Here is a 26,812-nt window from a genome sequence, read left to right on the forward strand (position 1 = left end):
ACCACCGAAGATTCAGGGTAAAGTCGGCGCATTCGGAACCAACTGCTCTCTGAAACAAGCCCCGCGCAACTGCCCTTCAAATTGCTCGATAATCGCTGCCCAGCCCTGACGACTCGCATGTTGGCGCGCATTGAGCCGCACGCAGCGCAAGGTTTCGCGTTCCTCCAGCAGCCAGCACGCCGCATCGCAAAACGCCTCTTCGTCCCCCGGCATCGCCAGTACGCCGTTGTAACCATGGCGAATGTGCTGAGCCGCTGCTGCCTGATCGTAGGCCACCACCCCCAAACCCGAAGCCAGTGCCTCAAGCACCACGTTGCCGAAAGTTTCGGTCAGGCTTGGAAACAGAAACACATCCCCCGACGCATAGTGACTGGCCAAGGCTTCGCCGCGTTGTGAGCCACAGAAAATCGCTTCGGGCAGTTCTTTCTCCAGAACCACTCGTTGCGGGCCGTCGCCGATCACGATCAGCTTCAGGTTTTTCTGTGGATAAGTCATACGCAGCCTTTCGAAACTGCGCTTGAGCAAGCCGAGATTTTTCTCCGGTGCCAGGCGACCTACATGGATGACGGCAATGTCACTGTCGGCCAAACCCCACTGTTCGCGTAGCGACGTCAGCCGCTTGGTCGGGTGAAACAACTGGCTGTCGACCCCACGCGACAGCAACGCCAGGCGCTCGAAATGCCGGCGCTCCAGTTCCATTCTTTGACTCACGCTCGGCACCAGGGTCAGCGTCGAACGATTGTGAAACCAGCGCAGGTAGTGGGTCAGCAATCGCGTCAGCAGTCCAAGCCCATACTGACTGGAGTACTGCTGGAAATTGGTGTGGAAACCACTGACCACCGAAATCCCCAAGCGTCGTGCCGCGCGCAACGCCGACAATCCCAGCGGTCCTTCCGTGGCGATGTACAGCACGTCCGGCCGATGACGCTTCCAGCGCCGCAGCAGCTTGTGCATCGACGACTGACCCCATTGCAAGCCGGGATAACCCGGTAACGGCCAGCCCCGACACAGCAACAACGCATCGTCGCTGCCCAACTGCTGATCGCAACCCTGACGCGGTCGCACCAATTCCACCTGATGCCCGCGCGCGCGCAAGCCGTCGTACAAGCGGCCGAGGGTATTGGCCACTCCGTTGATTTCGGGAGGGAAGGTTTCGGTGATCAGAGTGATATGCAGAGCTGTCGTCATGACCTCAGTGTCGACTGAGGCCATGTCGTCAGTGTGACGGTGGGATGATGAATTTGTGACCGAATCAGCGCTGGACCACCAGGTTTTCCGCGCCGCGTTCACGCACCCAGAACAAGGTCGCACCCGCCACGGCGGCCGGCATCATCAGGATGTTGACCACCGGAATCAGCAGCACCAGATAAACACTGCCGCCGAAACTCATGCTCTGCCAGCGCTTCTCGCGCAGCCAGGCGAGCATCTCGTTCCAGCCGAGTTTGTGGTTGTCCGCCGGGTAGTCGATGTACTGGATCGCCATCATCCACACCCCGAACAGCAGCCACAGCGGCGCAGCGATGATGTTCACCACCGGGATGAACGAGAGGATGAACAACCCGATGGCGCGCGGCAGGAAGTAGCCGAGCTTTCGCATTTCCCGGGCCAGGGTGCGGGGGATCATTTCGATCAGTTCGCCCCAACTGAAGGACGGGAAGTCGTCAGTGCCGCGCACAACGACTTCGACTTTTTCCGCCAGGAAGCCATTGAATGGTGCAGCGATGATGTTGGCGAGCATGGTGAAGGTGAAGAACACCATCAACACCACCAGCACCACGAACAACGGCCAGAGGACATAACTGAGAAAGCTCAGCCAGTCGGGCAGGGACGGCATCAATGTATCGACCCACAGGCTGAATTGATGGCTGGCCAGATAGATCAATCCGACGAACAGCACCAGGTTGATCACCAGGGGCAACAGCACAAACAAACGCAGGCTTGGACTCAGGACCAGCTTGAGGCCTTCGCGCAGGTATTGCGGGCCGGACAGAACGGGGGCGGGCATAACGTGCTCCGAGCAAAGGGGAAACGCGCCGACCTTACCGGCTTTGCCTGACGGGTGAAAGCGCGGTAGCAGCATCGACATTAACTGTAACAAAGGCGCCTATGTATCCATGGTGATGGGATAGAGACCGCCTATGAGCTGGATTGTTAAACCGTATTTCCTTAATCTTCGCCCCCTCGATACGCTGCACCCCATACTTTTTACAGGACTGTCGAGCTCAAGCCTTCCCCAAGTGCTTTCAACGGTCCTTTTTTATTCCCGCCGGCAACCCGGCGTTCCGCGCCAGATGTTTAGGGCCGGTCAACAGGAGCAGGTCATGTCTGAAGTCCGTCATTCGCGAGTGATTATTCTCGGTTCCGGCCCTGCCGGTTACAGCGCCGCGGTGTATGCCGCCCGTGCCAACCTCAAGCCTCTGCTGATCACCGGCATGCAAGCCGGCGGTCAACTGACCACCACCACCGAAGTCGATAACTGGCCTGGCGACGTCCACGGCCTGACCGGCCCGGCGCTGATGGACCGCATGAAAGAGCACGCCGAGCGCTTTGAAACCGAAATCGTCTTCGATCACATCAATGCCGTGGACTTCGCTGCCAAGCCGTACACCCTGACCGGCGACAGCGCGACCTACACCTGCGACGCCCTGATCATCGCCACCGGCGCCAGCGCTCGTTACCTGGGTCTGCCGTCGGAAGAAGCGTTCATGGGCAAAGGTGTTTCGGCCTGCGCGACTTGCGATGGTTTCTTCTACCGCAACAAGCCAGTGGCTGTGGTCGGTGGCGGCAACACCGCTGTTGAAGAGGCGCTGTACCTGGCCAACATCGCCAGCAAGGTCACCCTGATCCACCGTCGCGAAACCTTCCGCGCCGAGAAGATCCTGATCGACAAGCTGAATGCCCGGGTTGCCGAAGGCAAAATCGTCTTGAAGCTGAACTCGACTCTGGACGAAGTCCTGGGCGACAACATGGGCGTGACCGGTGCCCGCCTGAAGAACAACGACGGCAGCTTCGACGAGCTGACAGTCGACGGCGTGTTCATCGCCATCGGCCACACCCCGAACACGTCGTTGTTCGAAGGTCAGCTGACGTTGAAAGACGGCTACCTGGTTGTGCAGGGCGGCCGTGACGGCAATGCCACTGCCACCAGCCTCGAAGGTATCTTTGCTGCCGGTGACGTGGCTGATCACGTTTACCGTCAGGCCATCACCTCGGCCGGCGCCGGTTGCATGGCGGCACTGGACGCCGAGCGCTACCTCGACGATCTGCAGAACGCTTCGTTCTGATTTCGTAGCGATGAAAAAACCGGCCTTGGCCGGTTTTTTTGTGCCGCGATTTAGTGGTCGATCAAAAAACCTGTGGGGGCGAGCCTGCTCGCTCCCACAGGTTTGGGCAGTGTCCTGGGCCAGGACCGGTTTTTTCAGGCCAGCTTCATCAGGCAGGCTTCAAGAATATCCAGCCCTTCTTCCAGCACCGCCGCCTCAGTGGTCAACGGCGCCAGAAGCCGGATGATGTGTCGCGATTTGCCGCTTGGCATCAGCAGCAAACCGGCGTCTCGTGCCAACGCCAGCAGCTGCGTCAACTGCGCCGATGCCGGTGTGCCGTCGGTATTGAGCAGCTCGATGCCGCGCATCGCGCCAACGCCGGTCAGGCGGCCCAGAAACGGGGAAAGCTTGTTGGCGCGCCAGGCCTCGTAGCGGCTGACGATGGCTTCTTCCTGTTGCGAGCCCCAGGCGTGCAGGTTCGCATCGGTCATCTCGTCCAGGGTTGCCAGTGCCGCGGCGCAGGCAATCGGGTTGCCTGAATAGGTGCCGCCCAGTCCGCCCTTGGGCAAGGTGTCGAGCAGCGACTTGCGCCCGACCACCGCACCCAGCGGCACGCCGCCGGCAATACTTTTGCCCAGCAGGATCAAATCCGGCTCAATGCCCAGTCGCGAGAAGGCAAAACGCTCACCAGTGCGACCGAAGCCGGACTGGATTTCATCAGCAATCAGTAAGATGTTTTTTTCATCACAGAAGCGGCGCAGCGCCTGGGCGAACTCCACGTCCAGCGCCAGGAAACCCGCTTCGCCCTGCACCGGTTCGACGATAAAACAGGCGACGTCGTCGACGTCGATCTCGACGCTGAAAAGGCGGTCCATGGCCTTCAATGCCTCAGCGCAGGTCACACCGTTGTCTTTGCTCGGGTATGGCAAGTGAAACACCGGACCGGGCAGCACACCGACCTTCTGTTTGTAAGGCGCGACTTTGCCGTTGAGGTTGAGCGTGGCGAGGGTGCGGCCATGGAAGGCGCCGTCGAAGGCGATGACGGCCGTGCGACCGGTGGCGCCACGCACGATCTTCAGGGCGTTTTCCGCCGCTTCCGCACCGCTGTTGGTGAGCATGCCGCTGACCGGGTAGTCCACCGGAATAAACGCGGTGAGACGATCCATCAGTTCGATGTAGGGCGCATGCGGAGCGGCGTTGAACGCGTAGTGGGTCAGGCGCGTGGCTTGTTCGCGAATGGCCACGACGATGCGCGGATGGCAATGGCCGAGGTTCAAAACACCGATGCCGCCGACGAAGTCGATGTAGCGTTTGCCTTCGGTGTCCCAGACCTCGGCATTTTTACCGTGGCTGAGCGTGACGGGATGAACGATGTTGATCGACTGGCTGATGGTTTCGCTGCTCATGGATGACCGACTCTGAAGAAGGGATGCTTCTTTTTATCTAAGCCGTGAGCAGCGGTGCCCGGCAAACGAAATAAAGTTGCCGGGTCAATCTTAAAAGTCGGGATGTGTTTGGAGGTGTTGAATCAGCGGCGAGTCAGCGGCTGTTGAGTGAACTTCACACCGGCCAATCCATGAGCAATCAGCGCACGAATATTGCCGTGATCGCTGCCCTCAGGCGTCGCCACCACCGAACGGTAATGCTCGCCGAACGCCAACAGCGCTTCTTCATCGCTCAAGCCTTCCAGCAGTGCCAGACCCAGGGTCTTGCACGAGCCTTCATTCTGCCCGGCTGCGTTTTCCACGCCGCCGTTGTTGAAAGCCTGAGGCTGATAGTCGTAGCCGGCGGCGATGAAGGCCAGGGTGTCGGCAAAAACGTGTTCGCCGCTCTTGAGGCTAGTGCGCAGGGTGTTCAAATCACTCATTGGGTTTTCCTTTGGCAAACGCCGCTTGTTGTTCGGCGTTGGCTTCTTGCTGGTATTGGGCTTTCCACTCGGCGTACGGCATGCCGTAAACCACTTCGCGGGCGTCATCGAGGCTGACCTCGATCTGGCGTTCATCGGCAGCGGCCTTGTACCACTTGGACAAGCAGTTACGGCAGAAACCGGAGAGGTTCATCAGGTCGATGTTCTGCACGTCCTTGCGGCTGTCCAGGTGGGCGACCAGCCGGCGAAAGGCGGCGGCTTCGAGTTCCAGGCGTTGTTGATCGGTCATGGCGGGCTCTGTGCAATCAATTCGTGGCGCGGATGATAAAAGTCTGACGAACAATGCGCCAGACGCGGTCAGCGGCTCGCGGCCAGGGTAATCGACACCGACTCGGCGAAACGCAGGGCGTGGGGCTTGTCGACTTCGACCTCGGCGTACAACACCAACTCGTTGGCCATGACCAGGTCGAGAATTTCCTGAGTCAGGCGCTCGAGCAAAGCGAAGCGATTGCCCTCCACGTGGGCGATGATCGCCTTGGTGATGGTGCGGTAATTCAGCGCGTGATCGATGTCGTTGTCACGCACCGCTTCCTGAGCGGCATACAGGATGGTCAGGTTGATCAGCACATCCTGCTTGTTGAGGATTTCATCCTCGTTGATCCCGATGAAGGTCCGCAGGCACAGGTCCTTGACCCGGATGCGTGCCGTTCCTGGTTGAAGTTGTGGCATTGCTACTTGCTCCGTCCAATCAATTGCAGGAACTCCTGGCGGGTATTGCTCGACTCGCGGAAGGCGCCGAGCATCACCGAGGTGTTCATGGTCGAATTCTGTTTCTCGACGCCGCGCATCATCATGCACATGTGCCTGGCTTCGATGACCACCGCGACACCGGCCGCGTCGGTCACCTGTTGCACCGCCTCGGCGATCTGCCGGGTGAGGTTTTCCTGGATCTGCAGGCGACGGGCGAACATGTCCACCAGTCGCGCAATCTTCGACAGGCCCAGCACTTTGCCCGTTGGAATATAAGCCACATGCGCCTTGCCGATGAAGGGCAGCATGTGATGTTCGCAGAGCGAGTACAGCTCGATGTTGTCGACGATGATCATTTCATCGTTGTCGGACGCGAACAGCGCGCCGTTGACGATTTCTTCGACGCTTTGCTCGTAACCATGGCAGAGGTACTGCATGGCTTTTGCCGCGCGAGCCGGGGTGTCTTGCAGGCCCTCGCGGTCAGGGTTTTCACCGAGGCCGATGAGGATCTCGCGATAGCTCTGGGACAGGGCGTTCTGGGGCAGGGATAACGTCATGGAACATCCTCGCGGGGGCCGCTTATTTGATGTGCCGTCCGCCGTTGACGGTCAGGGTCGTGCCGGTGACATAAGGGTTGTCGAGCAAATAGCGCAGGCTCTGGTAGATCACTTCGCAGCCGGGTTCGATACCCAGCGCGGACTTGGCCAGTGCCTTGGCGCGGTACGCCGCGTCGTCGTCGGGGTTGAACATTAGCAGGGCTGGCGCGATACCGTTGACCTTGATTGTCGGCGCGTATTTCGCGGCGAAGGACAGGGTGAGGCTGTCGAGCCCGGCTTTGCTGGCGCAGTAGCCAATGTGCTTGCTGCTGCCTCTGCGGGTCACGTCATCGCTGATGTGCACGATGTCGGCGGGGCTTGAGCGTTGCAGCAAGTCGACACAATGCAGATTGATCAGGTAGGGCGCCAGCATGTGGACGTTGAACATGCGGGTGAAGGCTGCGGCGTCGGTGTCCGGGGTTTCGGCCAGCCATTCGGAGGCGTTATGGACAATCGCCCGCAGGCTGTCGGTGTGGTTTTTCAGTTCGCTGATGAACGCGAAGATTCCGGCTTCAGTGGAGAAGTCGGCAAACACCGCGGTCGCCCCCAGGTCGCGCAGGGTTTGCACGCCGGGGCGTTCACTGCGGTAGCTGAAGATCACCGGCTGGCCATCCTCGAGCAAACGCTGCGCACAGTGCAGGCCGACACGTTGGCCGGCACCGGTGATGAGGATTGGAGCTACGAAAGAGGTCATGAACGGCTCGCGTCGCGGTAAGAGCAAAACTATACCAGCGCACGGCGGCATTCACCTATCGTGGGGCTTTCCCTGTGGGAGCGAGCCTGCTCGCGATGGCGGTATTACAGCCAACAAAGATGTTGAATGTTATGGCCTCATCGCGAGCAGGCTCGCTCCCACATGGAAATTAGTGGTTTTGAGGAGTGGGTGCGGCGGGCAGGGGCCGTTGCGGTGTGGTGTTCAGCCAGCTGGCCAGCAGGCGGGTCGACAGCGGAATGAAGAAGTAGACCATCAGCGGGGTCAGGCACAAGGTGCTGATGAACACCCGGCTCAGCAGACCCATGTCATTCAGCAACGGCCCGAGGACAAAGTTGAACAGCAGGGAAACCGGGAAGAATGCCAGCCAGATCGCCACGGCCTGTTTCCAGCGTGGTGGGCGCTGGCCGGCTGCGCCGAACCAGCCTTCGATGCCGCTGACACGATGTTCCGTTGGATGGGCAAACAAGTCACTGCCACGTGCCAGCCATGCGGTGCGCGATACAGAATGCTCCCAGGCATGCAGCGTCTGCCCGTCGGCGAAGCGGAAGATAATCTGGAATTCGTCATCGTTGGGTGGCGGAGCGAGCACACCAGAACCGAGATAGCCGGGAAAATCGGTGGCCAGTTGTTCGCCTTCGTGCAACCAGGCGATCAGGTCTTGATAGCGCCCATCGGCGACGCGGCGCGCAACCATCAGCGTGACGGGTGAGGTAGACATTGTGTATCTCCGTATGACAATCGCGTCACTCCGGATAGGAGTTTCGCCAGGCGCAGCGCCGGGGTGGTGGGCTGCGTCTTGGAACAAGCAAGGATTATTCCTGATTCTGCCTGGAACGTCAGTGACATTCGTCGCCATCAACGTCTTGAAGGGTATGGGGGCGGGGGAGGTGGAATGGGATCCAATTTATACATGGACGTAGACCTATAAAATGCCTGTGCTGACTGACGTTTTCCCTGGGTTGCAGCCCGGTCTTCCTCTCGAGCAGGAAGAACTGTTTCCGATACGCGAAGTGGCGCGCCTGACCGGGGTCAACCCGGTCACGCTACGCGCATGGGAACGCCGCTATGGGCTGATACAGCCAGCGCGCACCGAAAGTGGGCATCGTCTGTATTCGATGACCGATATCGATCGGGTCCGCAGTATCCTTGGCTGGATCGAACGCGGCGTTGCTGTCAGTAAAGTCGGCAAGATACTGGCCAGGATTGCGCCGCTTCAGGCGCTGTCGCACATCATCCCGAATGAACTCGTGCAAGCTGACTACACGCAATGGCAGCAGCAAGTTCAGGCCGCGGTGAATGCCTTTGACGAGGTTCAACTGGAGCAGGTCTATGGACAGATCTTTTCCAGTTATCCCCTGACTGTCGTGTTTCAGGACATTTTGCTTCCGCTCTGGAAGCAATTGCTGCGGCGCCAGGAAGCGTTCAGTCAGAGCAGCGAGTGGCTTTTTCTGGATGGTTTTCTGCGTTCTCGAGTGTTGCAACGCCTGCTGCTGGTGCGTGTCATGCAGCCGCGACGGGTGATTGTCTGCGCCTTGAACGATCAGTGTCGTGAACTCGAAGTGCTGGTAACGGCGCTGTTTCTGAGCAGTGTCGATTCGGCTATTCAAGTGTTGGCTATCGGTCAGCCATTCGACGAATTGACCCTGGTCTGCGAGCGGATCAAGGCTCAGGCGCTGGTGCTGTTTTCCAATCAGGCGCCTGTGCCCGAGTTGCCACGGCGATTGAAGCGCCTGGCCTTGAGCCTGGATTGTCAGTTGATGCTGGCGGGAGATGCATCCAATCTGGTGCAGGAGAACCTGGCTGGCTCGTCGATTGGATGTCTGGGTAACGAGGGATTGGTGATGCGTCAGCGTCTGAAACAGTTCCTGACAGGCAACCTGGACACTTGAATCAGAGATGCATGGCCGGATGCGTCAGCCGATGCTGTTGAAGGATGTACTGGCGCAGACGCTCGGTTTCGTCCTTGTCACCCTGATTCAACTGATAGGCAAAGAAGCCGTTCTCGGTTTCTTTCTCGAAGGTGCCGCGCAACGCGATGCGCTCGTAGCCAGACGGGCTGAACCACAAGGCGAAATGTTTGGGCGGTTTGGTCTTGTTGCGAACTTCCAGCAAGACCCCTTTGAACGACACTTCGTGCACCCACATCGTACCGGGCCGGCCATTGGCATTTTCCAACGCTACCGGTTCTTCGAGTACCAGGCGCCATGGCCGGACCATCGGTCCGTCTTCATAGATGCTGGGGACACCAAGGCGTAAATGCATCGCGTGAAACTCGTCTTCCACCAGGTGCAGCGGGAAAGTCATTTGCTGATTTTCGAAGTTGGCCTGGATGGTGACTTGCTCATGAGCGGCAAGGCGCGTGAGCAAGTCACGGATCTGTGAACCACCGTTGACGAGCAGGCTCGACGTCGCATCCCGCATATTGAGTTGCGGGTTGTGTTGCATGGTCTGGATAAAATCCAGCTCATCCTGAGTCAGGAGTGCGTCGCGTTGCATGATCTGCTCGACAGAAATAGTTACAAAGTCACTGGTGATTGTAGTTAATGACAATCAATTCTTCGTTTTGTTTTCGCCGTTCGTCGCTTTTAGTGCGGCAAGCTCGGCCTGGACCTCAGCCAATTGCGCCTCCAGCTGGGCAACTCGCTGCTGCGCCTTCACCTGAATAGTGACGTCTTTCTGCACACCAACGAAATAAGTCTGTCCGTCATTCGGGTTCTTCACCGTCGAAAGGGACAACTCGTTCCAGAACGGCGTGCCGTCCTTGCGATAATTCCTGAGGATTTCCCGGCAGGAACCGCCACTGCTCAAGGCCTCGCGAATCAACGGGAGAGCTTCCTGGTCGCGGTCCCCGGACTGAAGGAAACGGCAATCCTGGTAGAGGATTTCTTCGCTGGTGTAACCCGTCAGGCGTTCGAATGCCGGGTTGACGTAAATCAGGATGTTGTCCTGCTCGACTTCCTTTTCGGCAATCACGATGCCGTCGTTGGAAGCGTTGATCACCATTTGCAGCAGTTGGGCGTTAATCATCGGAGAGTCCTTTCCAATTTGATTGAGCGCTGCATTCTAGAAGAACACTGAATACTGTCTACAGGCCATCAGCGTTAATTGAGAGTCAATCGCAGCTTTTTTGCCACGGCTGTTAATATCCCCCGTCTTTTTACTCAGCTTCAGGATCAGATTGATGAAAGTCGCCATCCTTTCCGGCTCGGTGTACGGCACGGCTGAAGAAGTCGCCCGCCACGCCGCTAATATTTTGAAAACCGCAGGTTTCGAAACCTTTCACAACCCGCGTGCGAGCCTCGCCGATGTTCAGGCCTTTGGCCCCGAAGCCTTCCTGGCGGTGACCTCGACCACCGGCATGGGCGAGTTGCCGGACAACCTGCAACCGTTGTATTTCGCCATTCGTGACCAGTTGCCTGCTGCCTGGCGTGGCTTGCCGGGCGTCGTGATTGGTCTGGGCGATGCGAGCTACGGCGACACGTTTTGCGGCGGCGGCGAGCAAATGCGCGAATTGTTCGGCGAATTGGGCCTACGCGAAGTCCTGCCCATGCTGCGCCTGGACGCCAGCGAAAGCGTGACGCCGGAAACCGACGCCGAGCCTTGGCTGGCGGAGTTGGTCAGCGCTCTGCGGGGCTGACCGGTCGCTCGCGTAGTAAGGCGAGCCAGGCTTGCGCGGCTTTTGACAAGTACGCGCCCTGACGCCAGATGAAGGCGATATCCCAGCGCAGATAATCCGGTGCGTTCAAGGTCAGGCGCACCACGCCTGGCCGCACCAGCCCGCGTGCCACCACGCGCGGCAAGAGCACCACACCTTGACCGGCAGCCACCAGCGCCGCAAGAAAGTCAGCCTGGCCGCTGCGACCGCCTTCCTTCGGCGTAAACCCCAGCTGCTGGCAGGCTTGCAGCAAACGGTCGTTGAGCACGAAGCTGCGCTGGTACAACAGGAATGGCGTGTCGGCCAACTCCTCCAGCCCAATCACCGTCTTCGACGCCAGCGGATGATCGGCCGGCAGCAGGGCGTCCAGCGGTTCGTCGCAGAAAGGCTGGAAGGCGAACTGCGGATCCCTCGTCAACAGGCTGCCACCCAGTTCCAGCTCACCACTCAAAACGGCCTGTTCGATGTTCAGGCTACCGCCCTCAAGCAATTGAATGCTGATGTTGGGGTAGCGTCGCCGGTACTCGGCGAACAGTCCGGCGAACAGCGCGTCGCTGCCCAGTAGCGGCAATCCCAGACGCAATTCCCCGCGGGCCAGTTGGCTCAAGTCATCCAGCTCACTGAGCAGTTCGTTGCGCAGCCGCAACATGCCTTCGGCCCGTAGAAGGACCACGCTGCCGGCGGCCGTCAGGCGCAGCTGCGAACCCTGCCGTTCGAGCAACGCAGTGCCGAGGCTCTGTTCCAGCTGAGCGACCTGTTTGCTCACCGCCGATTGACTGATGTGCAAAGTCTTGGCGGCCTGAGTAAAGCCACCCTGATGCATGACCTCGACGAAACTGCGTAGCTGTTTGAATTCCATCTGCCTGATTCCATTTTGGAATGGCTTCGAGTCTAACAATTCGCTTCGGGTATAGCAGCCCGCTCCGTAAAATGAGCACCTGTGAGGACCGAAGACATGAACGCATCAACCTTAAAAAGCTTGGCTCGACTGGCGACCGAATTAGCGGTGCTGCTGGCCATCTATCTGCTCGGCTGCCAGATGGCCGTGTGGTTTGCCTGGCCGATTCCCGGTGGTGTCATCGGCATGGTGCTGTTGCTGCTGGCGTTCGCTTTGGGTGTGGTCAAACCGGCAGCGCTGCAAATGGGCGCCGGCCTGTTGATGGCCGAGATGCTGTTGTTCTTCATTCCGGCGCTCATGAGCCTGCTCGATTACGGCGGCCTGCTGCGCAGCGATGGTTGGCGAATTTTGCTGGTGATCGGCGTCAGCACGCTGATGGTGATGCTGGTGACCGCATTTACCGTAGAACTGGTGGTGCGGTTGAGGAGGTCTCGTGAAGCTTGAGCTGATGCCGATGTTCTGGCTGGCCTTCACGCTGCTGGCTTATTTATTCAGCCGCTGGATTTACCGTCGCACTGGGCGCTATGTACTGTCGCCACTGATTCTGGTCCCGGCTCTTTTGTTGGCGCTCGCCGTGCCGCTGCACACCGCGTATGCCGAATACTCGAGCAACACCCATTGGCTGATGCTGGTGCTGGGGCCGGTTACCGTCGCGTTTGCAGTGCCGATCTGGCAACAGCGGCAGATGCTGATGCGGCATTGGTCGGCGTTATTGCTTGGGATGCTGGCGGGCAGCGCGGCGTCTATCGGCAGTTCGTTCGGGTTGGCCAAGGCGCTGGCGCTGGACAGTTCGGTGACGATGTCGCTGGTGCCGCGTTCGATCACCACGCCTTTTGCCATGCCGCTGGCCCAGGACCTGGGCGGCGTACCGGAACTGACCGCGGTATTTGTGATGTTCACCGGGGTGTTCGGGGCGATGCTCGGTGGCATTTTGCTCAAGTGGTTGCCCCTGCGCAGTGCCTTGGCTAGAGGGGCGCTGTTTGGTGTCGGCGCGCACGGTGCAGGGGTCAGTCGAGCGCATGAAGTGGGGGGCGAAGAGGGCTCGGTGGCGGGGTTAGTCATGGTTCTGACGGGGTTGCTGAATCTGTTCGCCGCACCCTTGTTGGCGGCAGTACTTTGACATGGATCCACGTTCATTGGCGTACTGACTCGCTAGGCCATCAAGCTGGCTGCCAATGCAACTACACGAAGCTCGGGGGCTGGCTAGACTGATTCACGTGAGCAAAATAATAAGAACAGGAGTTCCTTGTCGTGAGCGTAACCCCCGTCCAATCGCCACACAGTGTCAAAGACCAAGTCAGTGCCGCCGAGTGGCAGACCCGCGTCGATCTTGCCGCCTGTTATCGTCTGGTCGCCCTGCATGGCTGGGATGACCTGATTTTTACCCACATCTCGGCCAAGGTCCCCGGTACCGAAGACTTTCTGATCAACCCGTTCGGGCTGATGTTCCACGAGATAACCGCGTCCAGCCTGGTCAAGGTCGATCAGGCCGGCAACAAGCTGATGGACAGCCCTTACGAGATCAACCCCGCCGGTTACACCATCCATAGCGCGGTGCACGAGGTTCGTCACGATGTCGTCTGCGTGCTGCACACCCATACAGCGGCGGGTGTCGCGGTGTCGGCGCAGAAACAAGGCATTTTGCCGATCAGCCAACAATCATTGTTTGTCCTGTCCAGCCTGGCTTATCACGCCTACGAAGGTGTTGCGCTTAACCATGAAGAGAAGGCGCGACTGCAAGCCGACCTCGGCGAAAACAATTTCCTGATGCTGCACAACCACGGTCTGCTGACCTGCGGCGCGACCATCGCCGATACGTTCCTGATGATGTTTACCTTCCAGCGCGCCTGCGATATCCAGGTGCTGGCGCAGAACGGTGGCGCGGAGTTGATCGCCATCGAACCGCAGATTCTGGCGGGCGCGAAGGCAATGATCGCCGGCGTTACCAAAAGTGCTCAAGGGATGGGCGGCGCACTGGCCTGGCCAGCATTGCTGCGCAAACTCGATAAACAAGACCCGGGTTATAAACTCTAATGGCACTCGCCGAGATCCCTCTGTGTGTCTGGCGCAAACGCGGCCAGACGTTCATCTTCCGTGGCCAGACCATCCGATACTGGACGGCCGGGCAGGGTGAGCCACTGTTGCTCATTCATGGCTTCCCGACCGCCAGTTGGGACTGGCATTTCCTGTGGCAGCCGCTGACCCAGCGCTATCGGGTGATTGCCTGCGACATGCTCGGCTTTGGCGACTCAGCCAAACCGGTGGACCACGAATACAGCCTGCTGGAGCAGGCCGATCTGCAACAGGCCTTGCTGGAACATGTGAAGGTCGAGCAGCCGGTGCACCTGTTGGCCCACGATTATGGCGACAGCGTGGCTCAGGAACTGTTGGCCCGGCATTACGAAGCGCGCATCCATATCGCCAGCTGTGTGTTCCTTAATGGCGGCCTCTTTCCTGAAACCCATCGTCCGGTACTGATGCAAAAACTCCTGCTCAGCCCTTTGGGCTGGATGATCGGGCGAGCCTTTTCCCGTGACGGCCTGGTGAAGAGTTTCCGGCAGGTCTTCGGTCCGCAGAGCCGTCCCTCCGAGAGTGAAATGGATGATTTCTGGAGCCTGATCGAGAGCAATCACGGGCCACGGATCATGCACAAATTGATCGCCTACATCCCTGAGCGGCGTGCCCAGCGCGAGCGTTGGGTCAGCGCGATGCAGCGTGGTGAAGTGCCGTTGCGGGTGATCGATGGTGAGGTCGATCCGATTTCCGGCGCGCACATGGTCGAGCGTTATCGGGAGCTGATCCCGAACCCGGACACGGTCTTGTTGCCCGGTATTGGCCACTACCCTCAAACCGAGGCACCGGGGCAGGTGCTCAAGCATTATCTGGAGTTTCGCGATCAGCTGGTTTCACCGCCGCGCAAGGTTGCCTGTTCCTGATTATCCCCCTGCCTTATCGCGCACCATTCAGCCTCACCCCAGTTCATTGTGACCCGCATCGCCGTGCCTGACACTCGGACTTATTGTCCCTTGGCCTGCTGGAGTCCCCCAATGAATGAGTCTGTGCGCTTCGAAGATAAAGTCGTGATCATCACGGGTGCAGGCGGCGGCCTGGGCCGGGCCCACGCGCTGCTGTTCGCCAAACAAGGCGCCAAAGTGCTGGTCAACGATCTCGGCGGCTCGGCTCAGGGCGAAGGCGCAAACGCTTCGGCGGCAGACCGGGTTGTGGCCGAAATTCGCGAGGCCGGTGGTATCGCCGAGGCCAACCATGACTCCGTCACCGACGGCGACAAAATCGTTCAGAACGCCTTGGACACCTTCGGTCGTGTCGATGTCGTGGTCAACAACGCCGGGATCCTGCGGGACAAAACCTTCCACAAAATGGAAGACGGCGACTGGGACTTGGTTTACCGCGTTCACGTCGAAGGCGCCTACAAAGTCACCCGCGCCGCCTGGCCGCACCTGCGCGAGCAAAACTACGGCCGCATCATCTTCACCGCTTCGACCTCGGGCATTTACGGCAACTTCGGTCAGTCCAACTACGGCATGGCCAAACTCGGCCTCTACGGCCTGACCCGCACACTGGCCATCGAAGGCCGCAAGAACAACATCCTGGTCAACGCCATCGCCCCCACCGGCGGCACCCGCATGACCGAAGGCCTGATCCCGCCGCAAGTCTTTGAACAACTCAAACCGGAACTGGTCAGCCCGCTGGTGGTGTACCTCGCCAGCGAGAACTGCCAGGAAACCTCCGGGCTGTTTGAAGTCGGTGGCGGCTGGATGGGCAAGGTGCGCTGGGAACGAAGCCTCGGCGCGGGGTTTGATCCTCGGGTGGGTTTCTCGCCCGAAGATGTTGCGACGCATTGGCAGCAGATCTGCGACTTTGAAGGCGCGGTGCATCCGCAGGATAACCTTGAAGCGCTGAAGGAAATGATGGGGAATTTGCAGAAGTATTCGATTTAATGGAAACCAGCAAGGTCATCGTTCTTGACCTTGCTGGTTCTTAATAGTCGGCCCCGACATCTGGTTTGCAGCGGTCCTCAAGGAAAATACTTGTGAACCAATGCCGCCAGATTCGCTGCTGTTTGCGCATCCATGATCCCGTCGTACGTTTCCGGGCGAAAGTGCAGCTGAAAGGCCCGAACCAGTTGTGTGAAGCCTTGTTCAGTTGACGCGCCGGAAACGTCATACCCGTAAGTCTTGAACAGTTTGAGCAAGTCGCTTCGGGCTGGAATGCCGGTCTCGTTGTATTGCTGCAGATAGGTATCTCGGGTGGCATCGTCGAACCAGGCGCCGATGCCTTTCAAATAAAGAGCATGCCAGGGGAATTTAGGCCCTGGGTCACTCTTGCGGCCGACCGCAATATCCGAGTGCCCCAGAACAAGGGTCGGGCTGATATCCGGGTAACGTTCAAGGATGTTCAACGCCAGCTCTTCAATGGCGGCAATTTGTTCTGGCTGATACGGCGGAAAATTGAAAACCCCTTGGCTAAACGTTGCAAGGTTGACGATTTCAACGCCGATAGACGTGTCGTTCAGATTGCTTCGATTGCCCCAGGTACTGACGCCCGCATGCCTCGCGCGCTTGGTTTCGTCGACGAGACTGAATACTTCCTGCCCGGTATAACCTGCTTTCAAGTAGCTCGGATCGGTGATGTCGGGAACCAGATAGTGGGTGCTGACATTCGGGCCGGTGAGTGCATTGACCGAACTGGAGAAGTTGCCGGCTGTGTAGTGAAAAATCAGAAAGCGTACGCGGGTGTTGAAACTTTTGGTGGAGCGGTACTTGTTGTAGTCAATGGGTTTCATGAAAAGATTGCTCGCAATTAATTAGATTAGAGTCAGCGTGCAAAAGAACGGCTGACCTGTTTTTAACCTTAATCGCGAGGGCGCTTCGCGTGATTACAGAACTATGTAGTCACTTTCTGAGAGGTGCGTAGGTAATAAAAAATTAGAGTGGATTAAGTAATGGGCACCACGTTTACTTCATACAACTCTTCACCACCGTCACAAACCACCGCCCATAAAAAAGGCCGCTGCATACGCAGCGGCCAAAGTAAGACGATTGATCAAGGAGCAATAAATCAACGTCAGTGAACACAGGGCGATGAGTCGAATATCTTCAATTCATCTGAAATCTGTCGCTAATGGCATGGACGGGCCACCGCCATTGCTTCGTGCTTTCCGGCCGTTTGCCGTGAAAGCCCGGCAAGAATAAGCGCTTGAGCCAAAAGGAAAAATAGCAATTCACGACATGAACTGTTGCAGCATGAGTAACAGTCGCCCCAAGCCCCGCCCACACGTCATGCGCAGCGCTGATAACCCCCCATCCAGCCCATCCATAACCCGCGCAAAACGCCGTCCCATGCGGGCATTCATCCTTTGGAGGTACATCGCGAATACCTCCTTGGTGCGCTTATCGCTCCCAACCTGCGGCAGTAGGGTGGGGCCTTCTGTCACTCACCGGGGAAGACGCATGACAAAAACAACAATGCGCGCCATCTTCACGCCGCAAGCGCTGGCCGCTGCGGTTGCCTTGGGTTGCTGCGCCCAGGCGCAGGCTGTTTCATTCAACATTGGGGAAATCGAGGGGACCTTTGATTCTTCGCTGTCCGTCGGCGCGAGCTGGGGCATGCGCGATGCCGACAAATCCCTGGTGGGCATCGTCAATGGCGGGACCGGCCAGTCTTCGACCGGGGATGACGGGCGGCTGAACTTCAAGAAGGGCGAAACCTTCTCCAAGATCTTCAAGGGTATTCATGACCTCGAATTGAAGTACGGCGACACCGGGGTGTTCGTGCGTGGAAAGTACTGGTACGACTTCGAACTCAAGGACGAAAGCCGTCCGTTCAAGGACATCAGCGACAGCAACCGCAAGGAAGGCGCCAAGTCCTCCGGGGCGCAACTGCTTGACGCCTTTGTCTATCACAACTATTCCATCGCCGATCTGCCGGGCACTGTGCGCGCCGGCAAGCAGGTGGTGAGTTGGGGTGAAAGTACCTTCATCGGCAACTCGATCAACAGCATCAACCCGATCGACGTTTCAGCGTTCCGCCGTCCTGGCGCCGAAATCAAGGAAGGCCTGATTCCGGTGAACATGCTGTTCGCCTCCCAGAGCCTGACCGACCAACTCTCGGTGGAAGGTTTCTATCAACTGGAGTGGGACCAGACCGTCGTCGACAACTGCGGCACCTTCTTCGGCAACGACGTGGTGGCAGATGGCTGCAACAAGAATTACACGGTTGCCAGCCCGGCGATCGCACCGTTGCAACCGATCGCTGCAGCGTTTGGCCAAGGCTTCGAGGTCAGCCAGGAAGGTGTGATCGTACCGCGCGGTGGTGACCGTGACGCCCGCGATTCCGGGCAGTGGGGGACAGCGCTGCGCTGGCTCGGCGACGACACCGAGTACGGCCTGTACTTCATGAACTATCACAGCCGTAGCCCGACGGTCGGCACCACCACTGCCGGCCTGACAACGCTGGCACGGATCCCGGCCATCGTCGGTGCCGCCAACAGAATCGCGCCCGGCACCGGGTCGGCACTGGCTCAGAGCGTGATGCTCGGACGCGGCCAGTATTACCTTGAGTACCCGGAAGACATTCGTCTCTACGGCGCGAGCTTCTCCACCACCTTACCCACCGGCACTGCATGGACCGGCGAGATCAGCTATCGCCCCAACGCTCCGGTGCAAGTCAACACCAACGACCTGACCCTGGCCTTGCTCAACCCGATCGCAGGCGGCGCGGCATCGCCTATCGCCACCACGCCAGGTGCCGACAACAAAGGCTACCGCCGCAAGGAAGTGACGCAGGTCCAGAGCACCCTGACGCACTTCTTCGACCAAGTGCTGGGCGCTCAGCGGCTGACCCTGGTTGGCGAAGCTGCGGTGGTGCACGTCGGTGGCCTGGAGTCGCGATCCGAATTGCGTTATGGCCGTGACTCGGTCTACGGCCAGTACGGTTTTGGCGGCGATACCGACGGTTTCGTCACCTCGACCTCCTGGGGCTACCGCGCCCGGGCGATCCTCGATTACGCCAACGTGATCGGCGGGATCAACCTCAAACCCAACCTGTCCTGGTCCCACGACGTCGCCGGCTATGGCCCCAACGGCCTGTTCAACGAAGGCGCCAAGGCGGTCAGCGTCGGCGTCGATGCCGACTACCGCAACACCTATACCGCGAGCCTCAGTTACACCGACTTCTTCGGCGGTGACTACAACACCCTGGAAGACCGCGACTTCCTGGCGCTGAGCTTCGGCGTGAACTTCTGATCTGGCTGAGAAGGATGATTTTAATGCGCAAGATGATTCTGCAATGCGGCGCCCTGGCCTTGAGTCTGCTGGCTGCCAACGTGATGGCGGCGGTCTCGCCTGAAGAGGCCAACAAGCTTGGCACCAGCCTCACGCCGCTGGGCGCCGAGAAGGCCGGCAACGCCGATGGCTCGATCCCGGCCTGGACTGGCGGCATCCCGAAAAATGCTGGCACGGTGGACAGTAAAGGCTTCCTGGCTGACCCGTTCGCCAGCGAGAAACCACTGTTTACCATCACGGCCGCGACGGTCGACAAGTACAAAGACAAGTTATCGGAAGGTCAGGTGGCGATGTTCAAGCGCTACCCGGAAACCTACAAGATCCCGGTCTACACGACCCATCGCACCGTGGCCCTGCCGCCGGAAATTTACGAGTCGGCCAAACGCAGCGCACTGAACGTGAACAGCATCAACGACGGTAACGGCCTGGCCAACTTCACCGGCAACCGTTACTACGCCTTCCCGATTCCGAAGGCCGGCGTCGAGGTGCTGTGGAACCACATTACCCGCTATCACGGCGGTAACCTGCGCCGCATCATCACTCAGGTGACCCCGCAAACGAACGGCAGCTACACACCGATCCGCTTCGAGGAAGAGATCGCCGTACCACAATTGATGAAGGAACTGGACCCGGAAAAAGCCGCCAACGTGCTGACCTTCTTCAAGCAATCGGTGACGGCACCTGCGCGTCTAGCGGGTAACGTGCTGCTGGTACACGAAACTCTCGATCAGGTGAAAGAGCCGCGTCTGGCGTGGATCTACAACGCCGGCCAACGCCGTGTGCGTCGCGCACCGCAAGTGGCTTATGACGGGCCGGGTACTGCCGCTGACGGCCTGCGCACGTCCGACAACTTCGACATGTTCTCCGGTGCACCGGATCGCTACGACTGGAAACTGGTCGGCAAGAAGGAAATGTACATTCCCTACAACAGCTACAAACTCGACTCGCCGAGCCTCAAGTACGACGACATCGTCAAGGCCGGGCACATCAACCAGGACCTGACCCGTTATGAGTTGCACCGGGTCTGGGAAGTGATCGGTACGGTCAAGCCGAGCGAACGGCACATCTACGCCAAACGCCACATGTACCTCGACGAAGACAGCTGGCAAGTGGCGCTGGCGGACCACTACGACGGTCGCGGTCAGTTGTGGCGAGTAGCCGAGGGTCACGCTCAGTACTACTACGATCACCAGACCCCGGCCTACACCCTCGAAGCGCTCTACGACATCATTGCCGGCCGATACATTGCCCTGGGAATGAAGAACGAAGAGAAGCACAGTTTCGAATTCGGCTTCGAAGCCAAGGCTGCCGACTACACGCCATCGGCCTTGCGCGCCGAGGGCGTTCGGTAAGGGTTTTGATACATCGACAGTACAAAAGGCGACCGGTTGGTCGCCTTTTTTATGGCTGCCAATCAGCGTGCTGAATACTTCTCAACAAGCGGGTTGGAGAGGACTAGGGTTGCCGGACAATTATAAAAAGGCACGCCGCAATGACCGCCATGATCCCGTGTCTGGACCGTTCTGGATTCCTGCCCCGTCTGTCCACTCATCACCAGTCACGGGCTCGCTTGACCGAGCCGTTACTGGCCTCCACGGCACGGGTGAAATTACTCTGCGCGCCGGCCGGCAGTGGCAAGACAGCGCTGCTCGCCGAATGCCTGTTGCAGGCACCGCCGCAGTGCCGGGTGTGTTGGTTGCCATTGTCTGGCGTGGTGTTGAGCGCGGCGGATTTTCGTCATCGTCTGGCAGAGACGTTCGGGTTGGCCTCCTCAGGCGAATCCGAGTTGCTGGGGTATCTGTCACGATTGCAGACGCCAACCTGGCTGTTTCTCGATGACTATTGCCGCGCCTCGAACCCCGAATTAGACCTGCTGCTGGATCGCATGCTGGCGGTCAGCAGCCCGATGTTGACCTGGTGGCTGGGCACCCGCCGCCGGCCGCAATGCAACTGGCCGCGGTTGCTGCTTGATGATGAGTTGTTCGAGTGCGAGCGCGCCACGCTGGCCTTCAGTCACGCTGAAGTCGCGTCGCTGTTGCGCCACCTGCCATCGGCCGATGCCAATACCATTGCCAGCAAGATTATCCAGCGCAGTGGCGGCTGGTGCGCCGCTGTGCGTGTTGCGTTGCTGCAAAAATGCGACTGGTCGCGCAACGACACGCTTCACGGCAGGCTAGATACATTGCTCGACTACCTCGAGCATGAACTGTTCACCAGCCTGACCCCGGAGCTGACGGAGGCCTGGCGAGTACTCGCCCATTTGCCGCGATTCAACGCAAAACTGTGCGATCACCTGTTTGGCGCGGGCGAAGGCGCGCAATACCTGAAGACGTTGCTGGAGCTGGGATGCTTTATCGAGCCTTGGCAGGACTCGGCGGACTGGCTGCAGATTTTTCCGCCCCTCACCCATTTGATGCGTAATGAGCAATGGCCGGCAGGACGCTCCTGGCATCGCCGTGCCTGTCAGTGGTTCGCCGCAGAGCTGGACTGGAAAGCTGCCTTCGAACAAGCGTTGCTGGCGGAAGAGTTCGAGGTCGCAGTCAGCCTGTTGCAGCACTTCAGTTTCGAGCACCTGTTCGAAGAGCAGACGGTGGTGCTGTTGTTGCGTTTGCATGAGCAACAGGGCGAGGAGCTGATGCTCGGGTCGTCGCAACTGGTCGGGTTGATCACCGCAGCCTTGCTGTTTGCCGGGCGATTTGAGCAGGCGGCCGATTGCATCGAACATCTGTCTCGATTCACCCCTCAACCATCGGCGTTCCTTCAACGGCAATTGATTGCGCGCTGGCAGGCCCAGCAAGGCTGGCTACTGCATTTGCAGGGGCACATGGAGGGTTCGCGCGCGCATTTTCTCGAAGCGCTGACCGTACTCGCTCCTGAACTCTGGCCCGTGCGCTTGATGTGCCTGTCGGGTTTGACGCAACAGGCCTTGCTGCGAGGTGAGCTCGATGTCGCGCAGGCCATCAACCGCGATGCGTTGTGCCTGGCGCGAGCACAAGGCTCGCTGGTGTTCGAAGGGCTGGTGGAGCTTGATCACGCACAATTGCTGGAGCAGCGCGGCGCCCCCCGGCGTGCTGACAGCCTGCTCGCCAACATCCACGAGCTGCTAAGTCAGCGTTCTGAACGGCCTGTCCCGTTACTGGGGCGAATTGCGCTGCGTCGTGGTGGGTTGGCCCTTTGCCAGGGACAAGATGAGCGCGCGGCCGAATTTTTTCAGGCCGGGCTTGAGGACTGCATGCGTAGCCACGACAAGCGCGTGCTTTACGGCTTCCTCGGTCAAGCACAACTGGCAGCCAATCAGGGTGACTATGGGCAAGCCTTTGTGCGGCTGTGCGATGCCGAGCGATTGATGCAACAGCGGCAGATTCCGGACACCGTTTACAGGGGCGCCCTGCTGCAAGTCAGCAGTCATTTCTGGCTCCAGCAAGGGCGCCCCGAACTCGCTCATGAAGCGTTGACTCGTGTATTGCGCCACTATCGCGGACCGCACGCACGTCAAGCGCCACCAGCGACGATGGAGCTGATACCGCGTATCGAGTACCTGCTGGTTCTGGCGGAGGTACATCTGCAACGAGCGCTTGAGCCGCTGACGCTGCTCAAGCAGTTTTCAGATCGTGCAGAAGCAGGCGGCGCGCAGGGGCTCGAAGCCGAGTTGCACCTGGCGATTGCGGAAGTAGCTTTTGTTCAGGGCGACTTTGCTTTGGCCAGAGAGGCTCTTGAGCAAGGTCTGGAACTCGTTCGTCGTTGCAACTTGCCGCTTTTATTGAGCCAGCTTCGTCTGCGGCAGCCGAGTCTGTTAGCGGAACTGGGGATGATCGCCTGCATAGCAGAACAAACTGATGCAATGAGTGACGATAACCCGCTTAGTCTGCGAGAGACACAGGTGTTGACATTAATTGCGTCTGGCAATTCGAATCAGCAGATCGCCGAACAACTTTTTATTTCATTGCATACGGTAAAAACTCACGTACGGCGAATTCACGGAAAATTAGGTGTGGAACGCAGAACTCATGCTGTTGCCAAAGCCCGATTGTTGGGTTTGTGGAAGTAGAGTGCTGAGGAGGAGCGGATGTTAATACTGTAACTTTAAAGTACTACATAAGTTGAAAGTAAATCTGGCTTTATTTGTTGGTGGTGTCTGATTTAGCTTGATTGCAGGTGGGTGAGGTTAAAAGCTTTACTCCTGTAATTAAATAATTCAGAGAAAATTGGTTATGGATGATCAGAAGATTTTAAGTTCGCAGTTTAAATTGGCTGAAGTAAGTGAGGCTGTTAAGCAGTTATCTAGTCAGTTGGCGAATGCACCTTCGTTCAAAGGATTGCTTCAGGAATGTGTGTTGAAGGAACTTCAGCGGCTGGATCCGGAAGTGTATGTCAGTAGGGTGTTTATCAATCGGCGCGACAGTGCTTCGGCGTCTGCCAGTGAGCCAACAGGTTTGTTAAATGACGTATTGATGGAGTGTCTGTTACGTGGGCGTGCACCTGTTTATAACGCTGCTGAGTATGGTGTATACGACTGGCGTGACTCGACGGCTGAAGAGGACCGCCACCCTCTTCTGGATATCGTAACGGTTGGCAAACTGATCACAGAACTACTCCTGAATCTGCCGGAAAAGTACGCTGCGGTTATTGACCGGTATTGGTCTGCCTCTCAGGGTTCCGACGCCAGAGGGCGACCCTTGTCTACGCGTAAAAGCATATTGCGAACTCTCTATGTCAGGCTTTTCTGGCGCGAGTTGGCCGTCATGGCAGCGGAGGGTGGTTTGACACCGGACGACGAAATGAAAGTCAATGAGTTGACCAGCCCTCTGCTTCCCAGCGCGTTTTATGGTGTCTCGGTTCAGTTGCACAAAGGAGGCTTCGCGGCATTGGCTTCGACCTTCGTCATGCGCCTGGATGGTCAGTCGTTGGGGGCGATTATCCCGGCGACTGACAGTGCAGTGATTCTTTATACACCGAGTCGAGGTGTAGAGAAGTTCGCTACTTCGTGGGCACTGCATGAGGCACTCAAGAAGCGTCTGAGTGAGCCGGACCATCGGGCAGAGCTCCTGAAAGGTCTTTCGTCCGATGACGTAGATCAGGTCAGCAATAGTCCTGATATTCGTTATTTGAGAATTGATGAAGATGTATTTTCGGCTTGCATCAATGCCGCGCTGAAGAAGCAAAGGACCAATATCGTTGGTCAACTGCGGGAAATGAACGGTTCACGTTCGGATAACGAAAAAACGGTGCAGGAAATTGGCTCAATGCTGCATCTGGAAGAGATGGCCAAGGATGCCAAAGGTCGTGCCGCCGTTTTCATTAAGTTGATTTCGAGAAATGCCCGGCCAGGATGGTTGAAGGAGAGTTATGAAACTAATCAAGAAATTTATGCGTCTCTTGAGAAGGTATTGCTTGAAAGCGAGGTGAAGCTTCATGAAGCGACTAAAGGTGCTTCAACGTTTAAAAACTATGTTCACGGAATTGTAGAAGATTTCATTTCGCCAGGTGCAGATGAACGTATTGATCCAGACACCATCTTTGTGAGCGTTCGGCATACTGTTAAATTAGCGGACGGAAAAAAAATAGAGCACAGTGAGCGAAAAACGCTGACTCAGGCTTTCATGTACGGTGCTCATGATCAAGAGGGGCAGTATGTGGTGGTTGTAGAGGAGTTCTATAAAAATCCAAGGTTAAGTCCTTCTAATATTGTGCGAGCGATCCAGTCGTTAAATCTTCGTGTGGCGTATAACATGGCGAGACAACGGGTTTATTCACAGGATCACGTCGTCGAATCGATGCGGGAGCGCTTGGGGCGAAAGACCGCCTTGACAATGTTTGGCGCCATCTTGCAAAAACACGTTCCCCCGGTCGCTCAGGACATAGTGCAGCGTTACAACTTCGGCGATCCGTCGGTAGAGGCAACTGGGCTTGCGCTGCAGGCTAGATTCAAGCCGATGAAAGATTTGATGGTGTATCGGAGGAAAAGTGCCGATGTCGATAGAAGCACTCATGTACTTTATGCACCGGGTTTTCCGACGGGGCAGGAGTGGTTTCAGTTTCCTGATTTGAAAAGCTTACAACATCAAATTGGTCGTTGGGCTTTTGACAAAGAAGGGCAGACCTATTTGAGGGGGAAGGGATATTCAAGTGAAAGAGAAGAGTTGGAGAAACTTTATCACGTAGGAGAACCGAGCTTGATGTTACAAGAGTGGTGGTGGTCCTCGATCCAACTGACACAGTGGATCGAAGAGGGTCCATTAAAAGGGAGTGTCCAGAATATAATTAGCTGGGAGGCGGACGAGGTGGAAGTCGCTACGCCGCGGTGGTACAGGAACTCGAATGTGGCTGATCAGCTTCTGTTGAATCGCTTAAATGCAGACTTCAAGGCGATTTATCAGATTTCCAAAGACAAGCTTGATATTGAGCCATTCCATAAATTCGCTCGAAGCCTGGTGATGAAGACGCTGAACGAGTACCTGAGTCGCTCCGGCGCTCATCCGGAAATTGATCCTGATGAGGTGTGGGTGAAGTTTCACGCTGATTCGAAAATCAGTTTGACCAACTTGTTCATCCAGTGGCAGTTGTGGCGCAGTGATATCTCGATCTTTGAAAGATTTGTCTTCGGTACCATTCCTTTTGGCGGAAAAATTGTCGATCTCAAGGAACAGTTAAGGACAGCAACGTTCTGGACTTTTTCCAATCAACCTATTGCGGCGCTGAATGCAAAAGTAATTAATGCCCTCATTGATCTGATGCCAGGTGAAAAATACATTGAGTATCTTCGGGCCAAATTCCTGAGCGCCCCTGACGCAGATTTGAAGGTGAGCCTTTATCGCAAGCTCAAACAAAATGAAATGCTCAGGTCGGCACACACGCAGAAAATGAAAGGTGAGATGTCGCAGGTGCAGTTCAATTGGTTGAAGGGGTTGATTGACGGTTTTGATCGAGACATCCCTCGTGAGAGTTACATCATCTCAGGCGGTAAGCCGGGTATGGGGGTATACGAATTTACGCTTGAAGGTCGCAAACTGGAGGGCGCCTATGTCTTCGGTCGTAGGGTTAACGGTCGTGAAGAATTCATTATCTATATACCAGATACCCCCGATGGCAAAGACTTCTTTCCTGTCGAAGAGTTAGCCGCCCGATTGAAGAGCTTCCGTTATTGCCAGCATATTTTGAAATTGGCGCGTCTGGAACATAGAAATGTCATAGAAAACAAAATAAGCCGTTACAGTCATTGGAATGATCCGATCTCGTCTACGCCTGTGCTGGAGAATAGCTATCCGGTGTTGGCTTTCAAGCAGGAATACGGGTCCATGATTGGACGCTTTATTGCCGATGTGGATTATCAGACGACAAGCCCGTCCGAAGCGATATGGCAGGAAGCAAAAATCCTGATTGATTTGGCACTCGATGTGGTGTCGTTGTTAATCCCGCCAGTTGGCATTGTGGTGAGCGTGCTGCGAATCACTCACACAGTCGTCCTGGGAATAGTTGCTTCCAGCGAGGGGGATGACAAGGCAGCCAATGCCTATTTTGCCTCTGCCTGGAGAGCGGCTATTATTCTGTACATCGGTAAAGTCGCTTCGGTAGGAGCTCCTGTTAATGCTGTTGGCCTACTGTCCAGCATCAAGGATATTGCCGACCTCGTCTCGACTGTAAGCGGGGTCCCGGTAGGCATCAGCTATATAACGGCAGTCGCCGTTCCACCACACGACGTGCAGAGCACGACTCGATTGATAGGTTAATGCAGTGATCAATAGGCCTGGCAAAGCCCAGGCGTCG

25 protein-coding genes are annotated in these 26,812 nt (G+C 57.5%); 12 read left to right on the top strand and 13 right to left on the bottom strand.

What is annotated here, in order from left to right; genetic code table 11:
• Nucleotides 1-12 precede the first annotated feature (12 nt).
• Both ACA056_RS04205 and cysZ read right to left on the bottom strand, forming a co-directional pair.
• Nucleotides 13-1,212 carry a glycosyltransferase family 4 protein gene (locus ACA056_RS04205; protein ID WP_497270707.1) on the bottom strand — a complete coding sequence of 400 codons (1,200 nt, stop codon included), beginning with the start codon at nucleotides 1,210-1,212 and terminating at the stop codon, nucleotides 13-15.
• 40 nt (nucleotides 1,213-1,252) lie between these two features.
• A complete protein-coding gene (gene cysZ / locus ACA056_RS04210) occupies nucleotides 1,253-2,005 on the bottom strand; it encodes a sulfate transporter CysZ (RefSeq protein WP_415757910.1) in 753 nt (250 codons plus the stop codon).
• A 316-nt stretch (nucleotides 2,006-2,321) separates the two neighbouring features.
• Between cysZ and trxB the strand changes: the two genes are divergently transcribed.
• The gene (gene trxB / locus ACA056_RS04215; RefSeq protein WP_123365291.1) at nucleotides 2,322-3,284 is read left to right on the top strand and encodes a thioredoxin-disulfide reductase; all 963 of its coding nucleotides are present in this window, start codon (nucleotides 2,322-2,324) and stop codon (nucleotides 3,282-3,284) included.
• A 134-nt stretch (nucleotides 3,285-3,418) separates the two neighbouring features.
• Here trxB and ACA056_RS04220 read toward each other — a convergent pair whose 3' ends face one another.
• The 7 genes from ACA056_RS04220 to ACA056_RS04250 all read right to left on the bottom strand — a co-directional run bounded on the left by ACA056_RS04220 (nucleotide 3,419) and on the right by ACA056_RS04250 (nucleotide 7,909).
• The gene (locus ACA056_RS04220; protein ID WP_497270710.1) at nucleotides 3,419-4,669 is read right to left on the bottom strand and encodes a 2-aminoadipate transaminase; all 1,251 of its coding nucleotides are present in this window, start codon (nucleotides 4,667-4,669) and stop codon (nucleotides 3,419-3,421) included.
• 122 nt (nucleotides 4,670-4,791) lie between these two features.
• Nucleotides 4,792-5,130, bottom strand: a complete 339-nt coding sequence (locus ACA056_RS04225) for a HopJ type III effector protein (RefSeq protein ID WP_497270712.1) — start codon at nucleotides 5,128-5,130, stop codon at nucleotides 4,792-4,794.
• On the bottom strand, nucleotides 5,123-5,419 hold the full coding sequence (locus ACA056_RS04230; RefSeq protein WP_008150700.1) for a DUF1244 domain-containing protein: 297 nt from the start codon (nucleotides 5,417-5,419) through the stop codon (nucleotides 5,123-5,125). The genes ACA056_RS04225 and ACA056_RS04230 overlap by 8 nt, the downstream gene beginning before the upstream one ends.
• Before the next feature lie 68 nt (nucleotides 5,420-5,487).
• Nucleotides 5,488-5,859: a dihydroneopterin triphosphate 2'-epimerase gene (gene folX / locus ACA056_RS04235; RefSeq protein WP_497270714.1), complete on the bottom strand. Its 372-nt coding sequence runs from the start codon at nucleotides 5,857-5,859 to the stop codon at nucleotides 5,488-5,490.
• A 2-nt stretch (nucleotides 5,860-5,861) separates the two neighbouring features.
• Complete coding sequence (folE, locus tag ACA056_RS04240) at nucleotides 5,862-6,437, bottom strand: GTP cyclohydrolase I FolE (RefSeq protein WP_414908472.1); 576 nt, start codon at nucleotides 6,435-6,437, stop codon at nucleotides 5,862-5,864.
• A gap of 22 nt (nucleotides 6,438-6,459) precedes the next feature.
• Entirely contained in the window at nucleotides 6,460-7,170 is a 711-nt protein-coding gene (gene folM / locus ACA056_RS04245; protein WP_497270716.1) for a dihydromonapterin reductase, read from the bottom strand.
• Between the two features lie 169 nt (nucleotides 7,171-7,339).
• Nucleotides 7,340-7,909, bottom strand: coding sequence for an antibiotic biosynthesis monooxygenase (locus tag ACA056_RS04250; RefSeq protein WP_497270718.1), 570 nt, complete (start codon nucleotides 7,907-7,909; stop codon nucleotides 7,340-7,342).
• A 211-nt stretch (nucleotides 7,910-8,120) separates the two neighbouring features.
• On the opposite strand from ACA056_RS04250, the gene ACA056_RS04255 reads away from it, so the two are divergent.
• The gene (locus tag ACA056_RS04255; RefSeq protein ID WP_497270720.1) at nucleotides 8,121-9,080 is read left to right on the top strand and encodes a MerR family transcriptional regulator; all 960 of its coding nucleotides are present in this window, start codon (nucleotides 8,121-8,123) and stop codon (nucleotides 9,078-9,080) included.
• Nucleotide 9,081: 1 nt separating this feature from the next.
• On the opposite strand, the gene ACA056_RS04260 is transcribed toward ACA056_RS04255, so the two are convergent.
• Nucleotides 9,082-9,687 (bottom strand): hypothetical protein, encoded by a 606-nt coding sequence (locus tag ACA056_RS04260; RefSeq protein ID WP_497270722.1) that lies wholly within the window; start codon nucleotides 9,685-9,687, stop codon nucleotides 9,082-9,084.
• A 54-nt stretch (nucleotides 9,688-9,741) separates the two neighbouring features.
• Nucleotides 9,742-10,218, bottom strand: coding sequence for a PAS domain-containing protein (locus ACA056_RS04265; RefSeq protein ID WP_497270724.1), 477 nt, complete (start codon nucleotides 10,216-10,218; stop codon nucleotides 9,742-9,744).
• Nucleotides 10,219-10,372: 154 nt separating this feature from the next.
• On the opposite strand from ACA056_RS04265, the gene ACA056_RS04270 reads away from it, so the two are divergent.
• A complete protein-coding gene (locus ACA056_RS04270) occupies nucleotides 10,373-10,828 on the top strand; it encodes a flavodoxin (protein ID WP_497270726.1) in 456 nt (151 codons plus the stop codon).
• Here the strand turns inward: ACA056_RS04270 and ACA056_RS04275 are convergent.
• Nucleotides 10,809-11,705 carry a LysR family transcriptional regulator gene (locus ACA056_RS04275; RefSeq protein WP_497270728.1) on the bottom strand — a complete coding sequence of 299 codons (897 nt, stop codon included), beginning with the start codon at nucleotides 11,703-11,705 and terminating at the stop codon, nucleotides 10,809-10,811. The two genes, ACA056_RS04270 and ACA056_RS04275, sit on opposite strands and share 20 nt — an antisense overlap.
• Nucleotides 11,706-11,801: 96 nt before the next feature.
• Here ACA056_RS04275 and ACA056_RS04280 point away from each other — a divergent pair, with 96 nt between their 5' ends.
• The 5 genes from ACA056_RS04280 (at nucleotide 11,802) to ACA056_RS04300 (ending at nucleotide 15,703) form a co-directional block, all read left to right on the top strand.
• Entirely contained in the window at nucleotides 11,802-12,188 is a 387-nt protein-coding gene (locus ACA056_RS04280) for a CidA/LrgA family protein (RefSeq protein WP_033057893.1), read from the top strand.
• Complete coding sequence (locus tag ACA056_RS04285; protein WP_056743013.1) at nucleotides 12,178-12,864, top strand: LrgB family protein; 687 nt, start codon at nucleotides 12,178-12,180, stop codon at nucleotides 12,862-12,864. The genes ACA056_RS04280 and ACA056_RS04285 overlap by 11 nt, the downstream gene beginning before the upstream one ends.
• A gap of 131 nt (nucleotides 12,865-12,995) precedes the next feature.
• Nucleotides 12,996-13,778, top strand: coding sequence for a class II aldolase/adducin family protein (locus ACA056_RS04290; protein WP_462004040.1), 783 nt, complete (start codon nucleotides 12,996-12,998; stop codon nucleotides 13,776-13,778).
• Entirely contained in the window at nucleotides 13,778-14,680 is a 903-nt protein-coding gene (locus tag ACA056_RS04295) for an alpha/beta fold hydrolase (protein ID WP_497270731.1), read from the top strand. Before ACA056_RS04290 ends, ACA056_RS04295 begins: the two co-directional genes overlap by 1 nt.
• A gap of 111 nt (nucleotides 14,681-14,791) precedes the next feature.
• Nucleotides 14,792-15,703 carry an SDR family oxidoreductase gene (locus tag ACA056_RS04300; protein WP_497270733.1) on the top strand — a complete coding sequence of 304 codons (912 nt, stop codon included), beginning with the start codon at nucleotides 14,792-14,794 and terminating at the stop codon, nucleotides 15,701-15,703.
• Between the two features lie 77 nt (nucleotides 15,704-15,780).
• On the opposite strand, the gene ACA056_RS04305 is transcribed toward ACA056_RS04300, so the two are convergent.
• Nucleotides 15,781-16,548, bottom strand: coding sequence for an N-acetylmuramoyl-L-alanine amidase (locus tag ACA056_RS04305; protein WP_497270735.1), 768 nt, complete (start codon nucleotides 16,546-16,548; stop codon nucleotides 15,781-15,783).
• Nucleotides 16,549-17,215: 667 nt separating this feature from the next.
• On the opposite strand from ACA056_RS04305, the gene ACA056_RS04310 reads away from it, so the two are divergent.
• The 4 genes from ACA056_RS04310 to ACA056_RS04325 all read left to right on the top strand — a co-directional run bounded on the left by ACA056_RS04310 (nucleotide 17,216) and on the right by ACA056_RS04325 (nucleotide 26,775).
• Complete coding sequence (locus ACA056_RS04310) at nucleotides 17,216-19,009, top strand: DUF1302 domain-containing protein (RefSeq protein WP_497270737.1); 1,794 nt, start codon at nucleotides 17,216-17,218, stop codon at nucleotides 19,007-19,009.
• A 23-nt stretch (nucleotides 19,010-19,032) separates the two neighbouring features.
• Entirely contained in the window at nucleotides 19,033-20,400 is a 1,368-nt protein-coding gene (locus ACA056_RS04315; RefSeq protein WP_497270739.1) for a DUF1329 domain-containing protein, read from the top strand.
• 140 nt (nucleotides 20,401-20,540) lie between these two features.
• Complete coding sequence (locus ACA056_RS04320; RefSeq protein ID WP_497270741.1) at nucleotides 20,541-23,096, top strand: LuxR C-terminal-related transcriptional regulator; 2,556 nt, start codon at nucleotides 20,541-20,543, stop codon at nucleotides 23,094-23,096.
• A 163-nt stretch (nucleotides 23,097-23,259) separates the two neighbouring features.
• Nucleotides 23,260-26,775: a dermonecrotic toxin domain-containing protein gene (locus ACA056_RS04325; RefSeq protein ID WP_497270743.1), complete on the top strand. Its 3,516-nt coding sequence runs from the start codon at nucleotides 23,260-23,262 to the stop codon at nucleotides 26,773-26,775.
• Nucleotides 26,776-26,812: the final 37 nt, after the last annotated feature.

This window comes from Pseudomonas sp. LBUM1666, assembly GCF_059695775.1.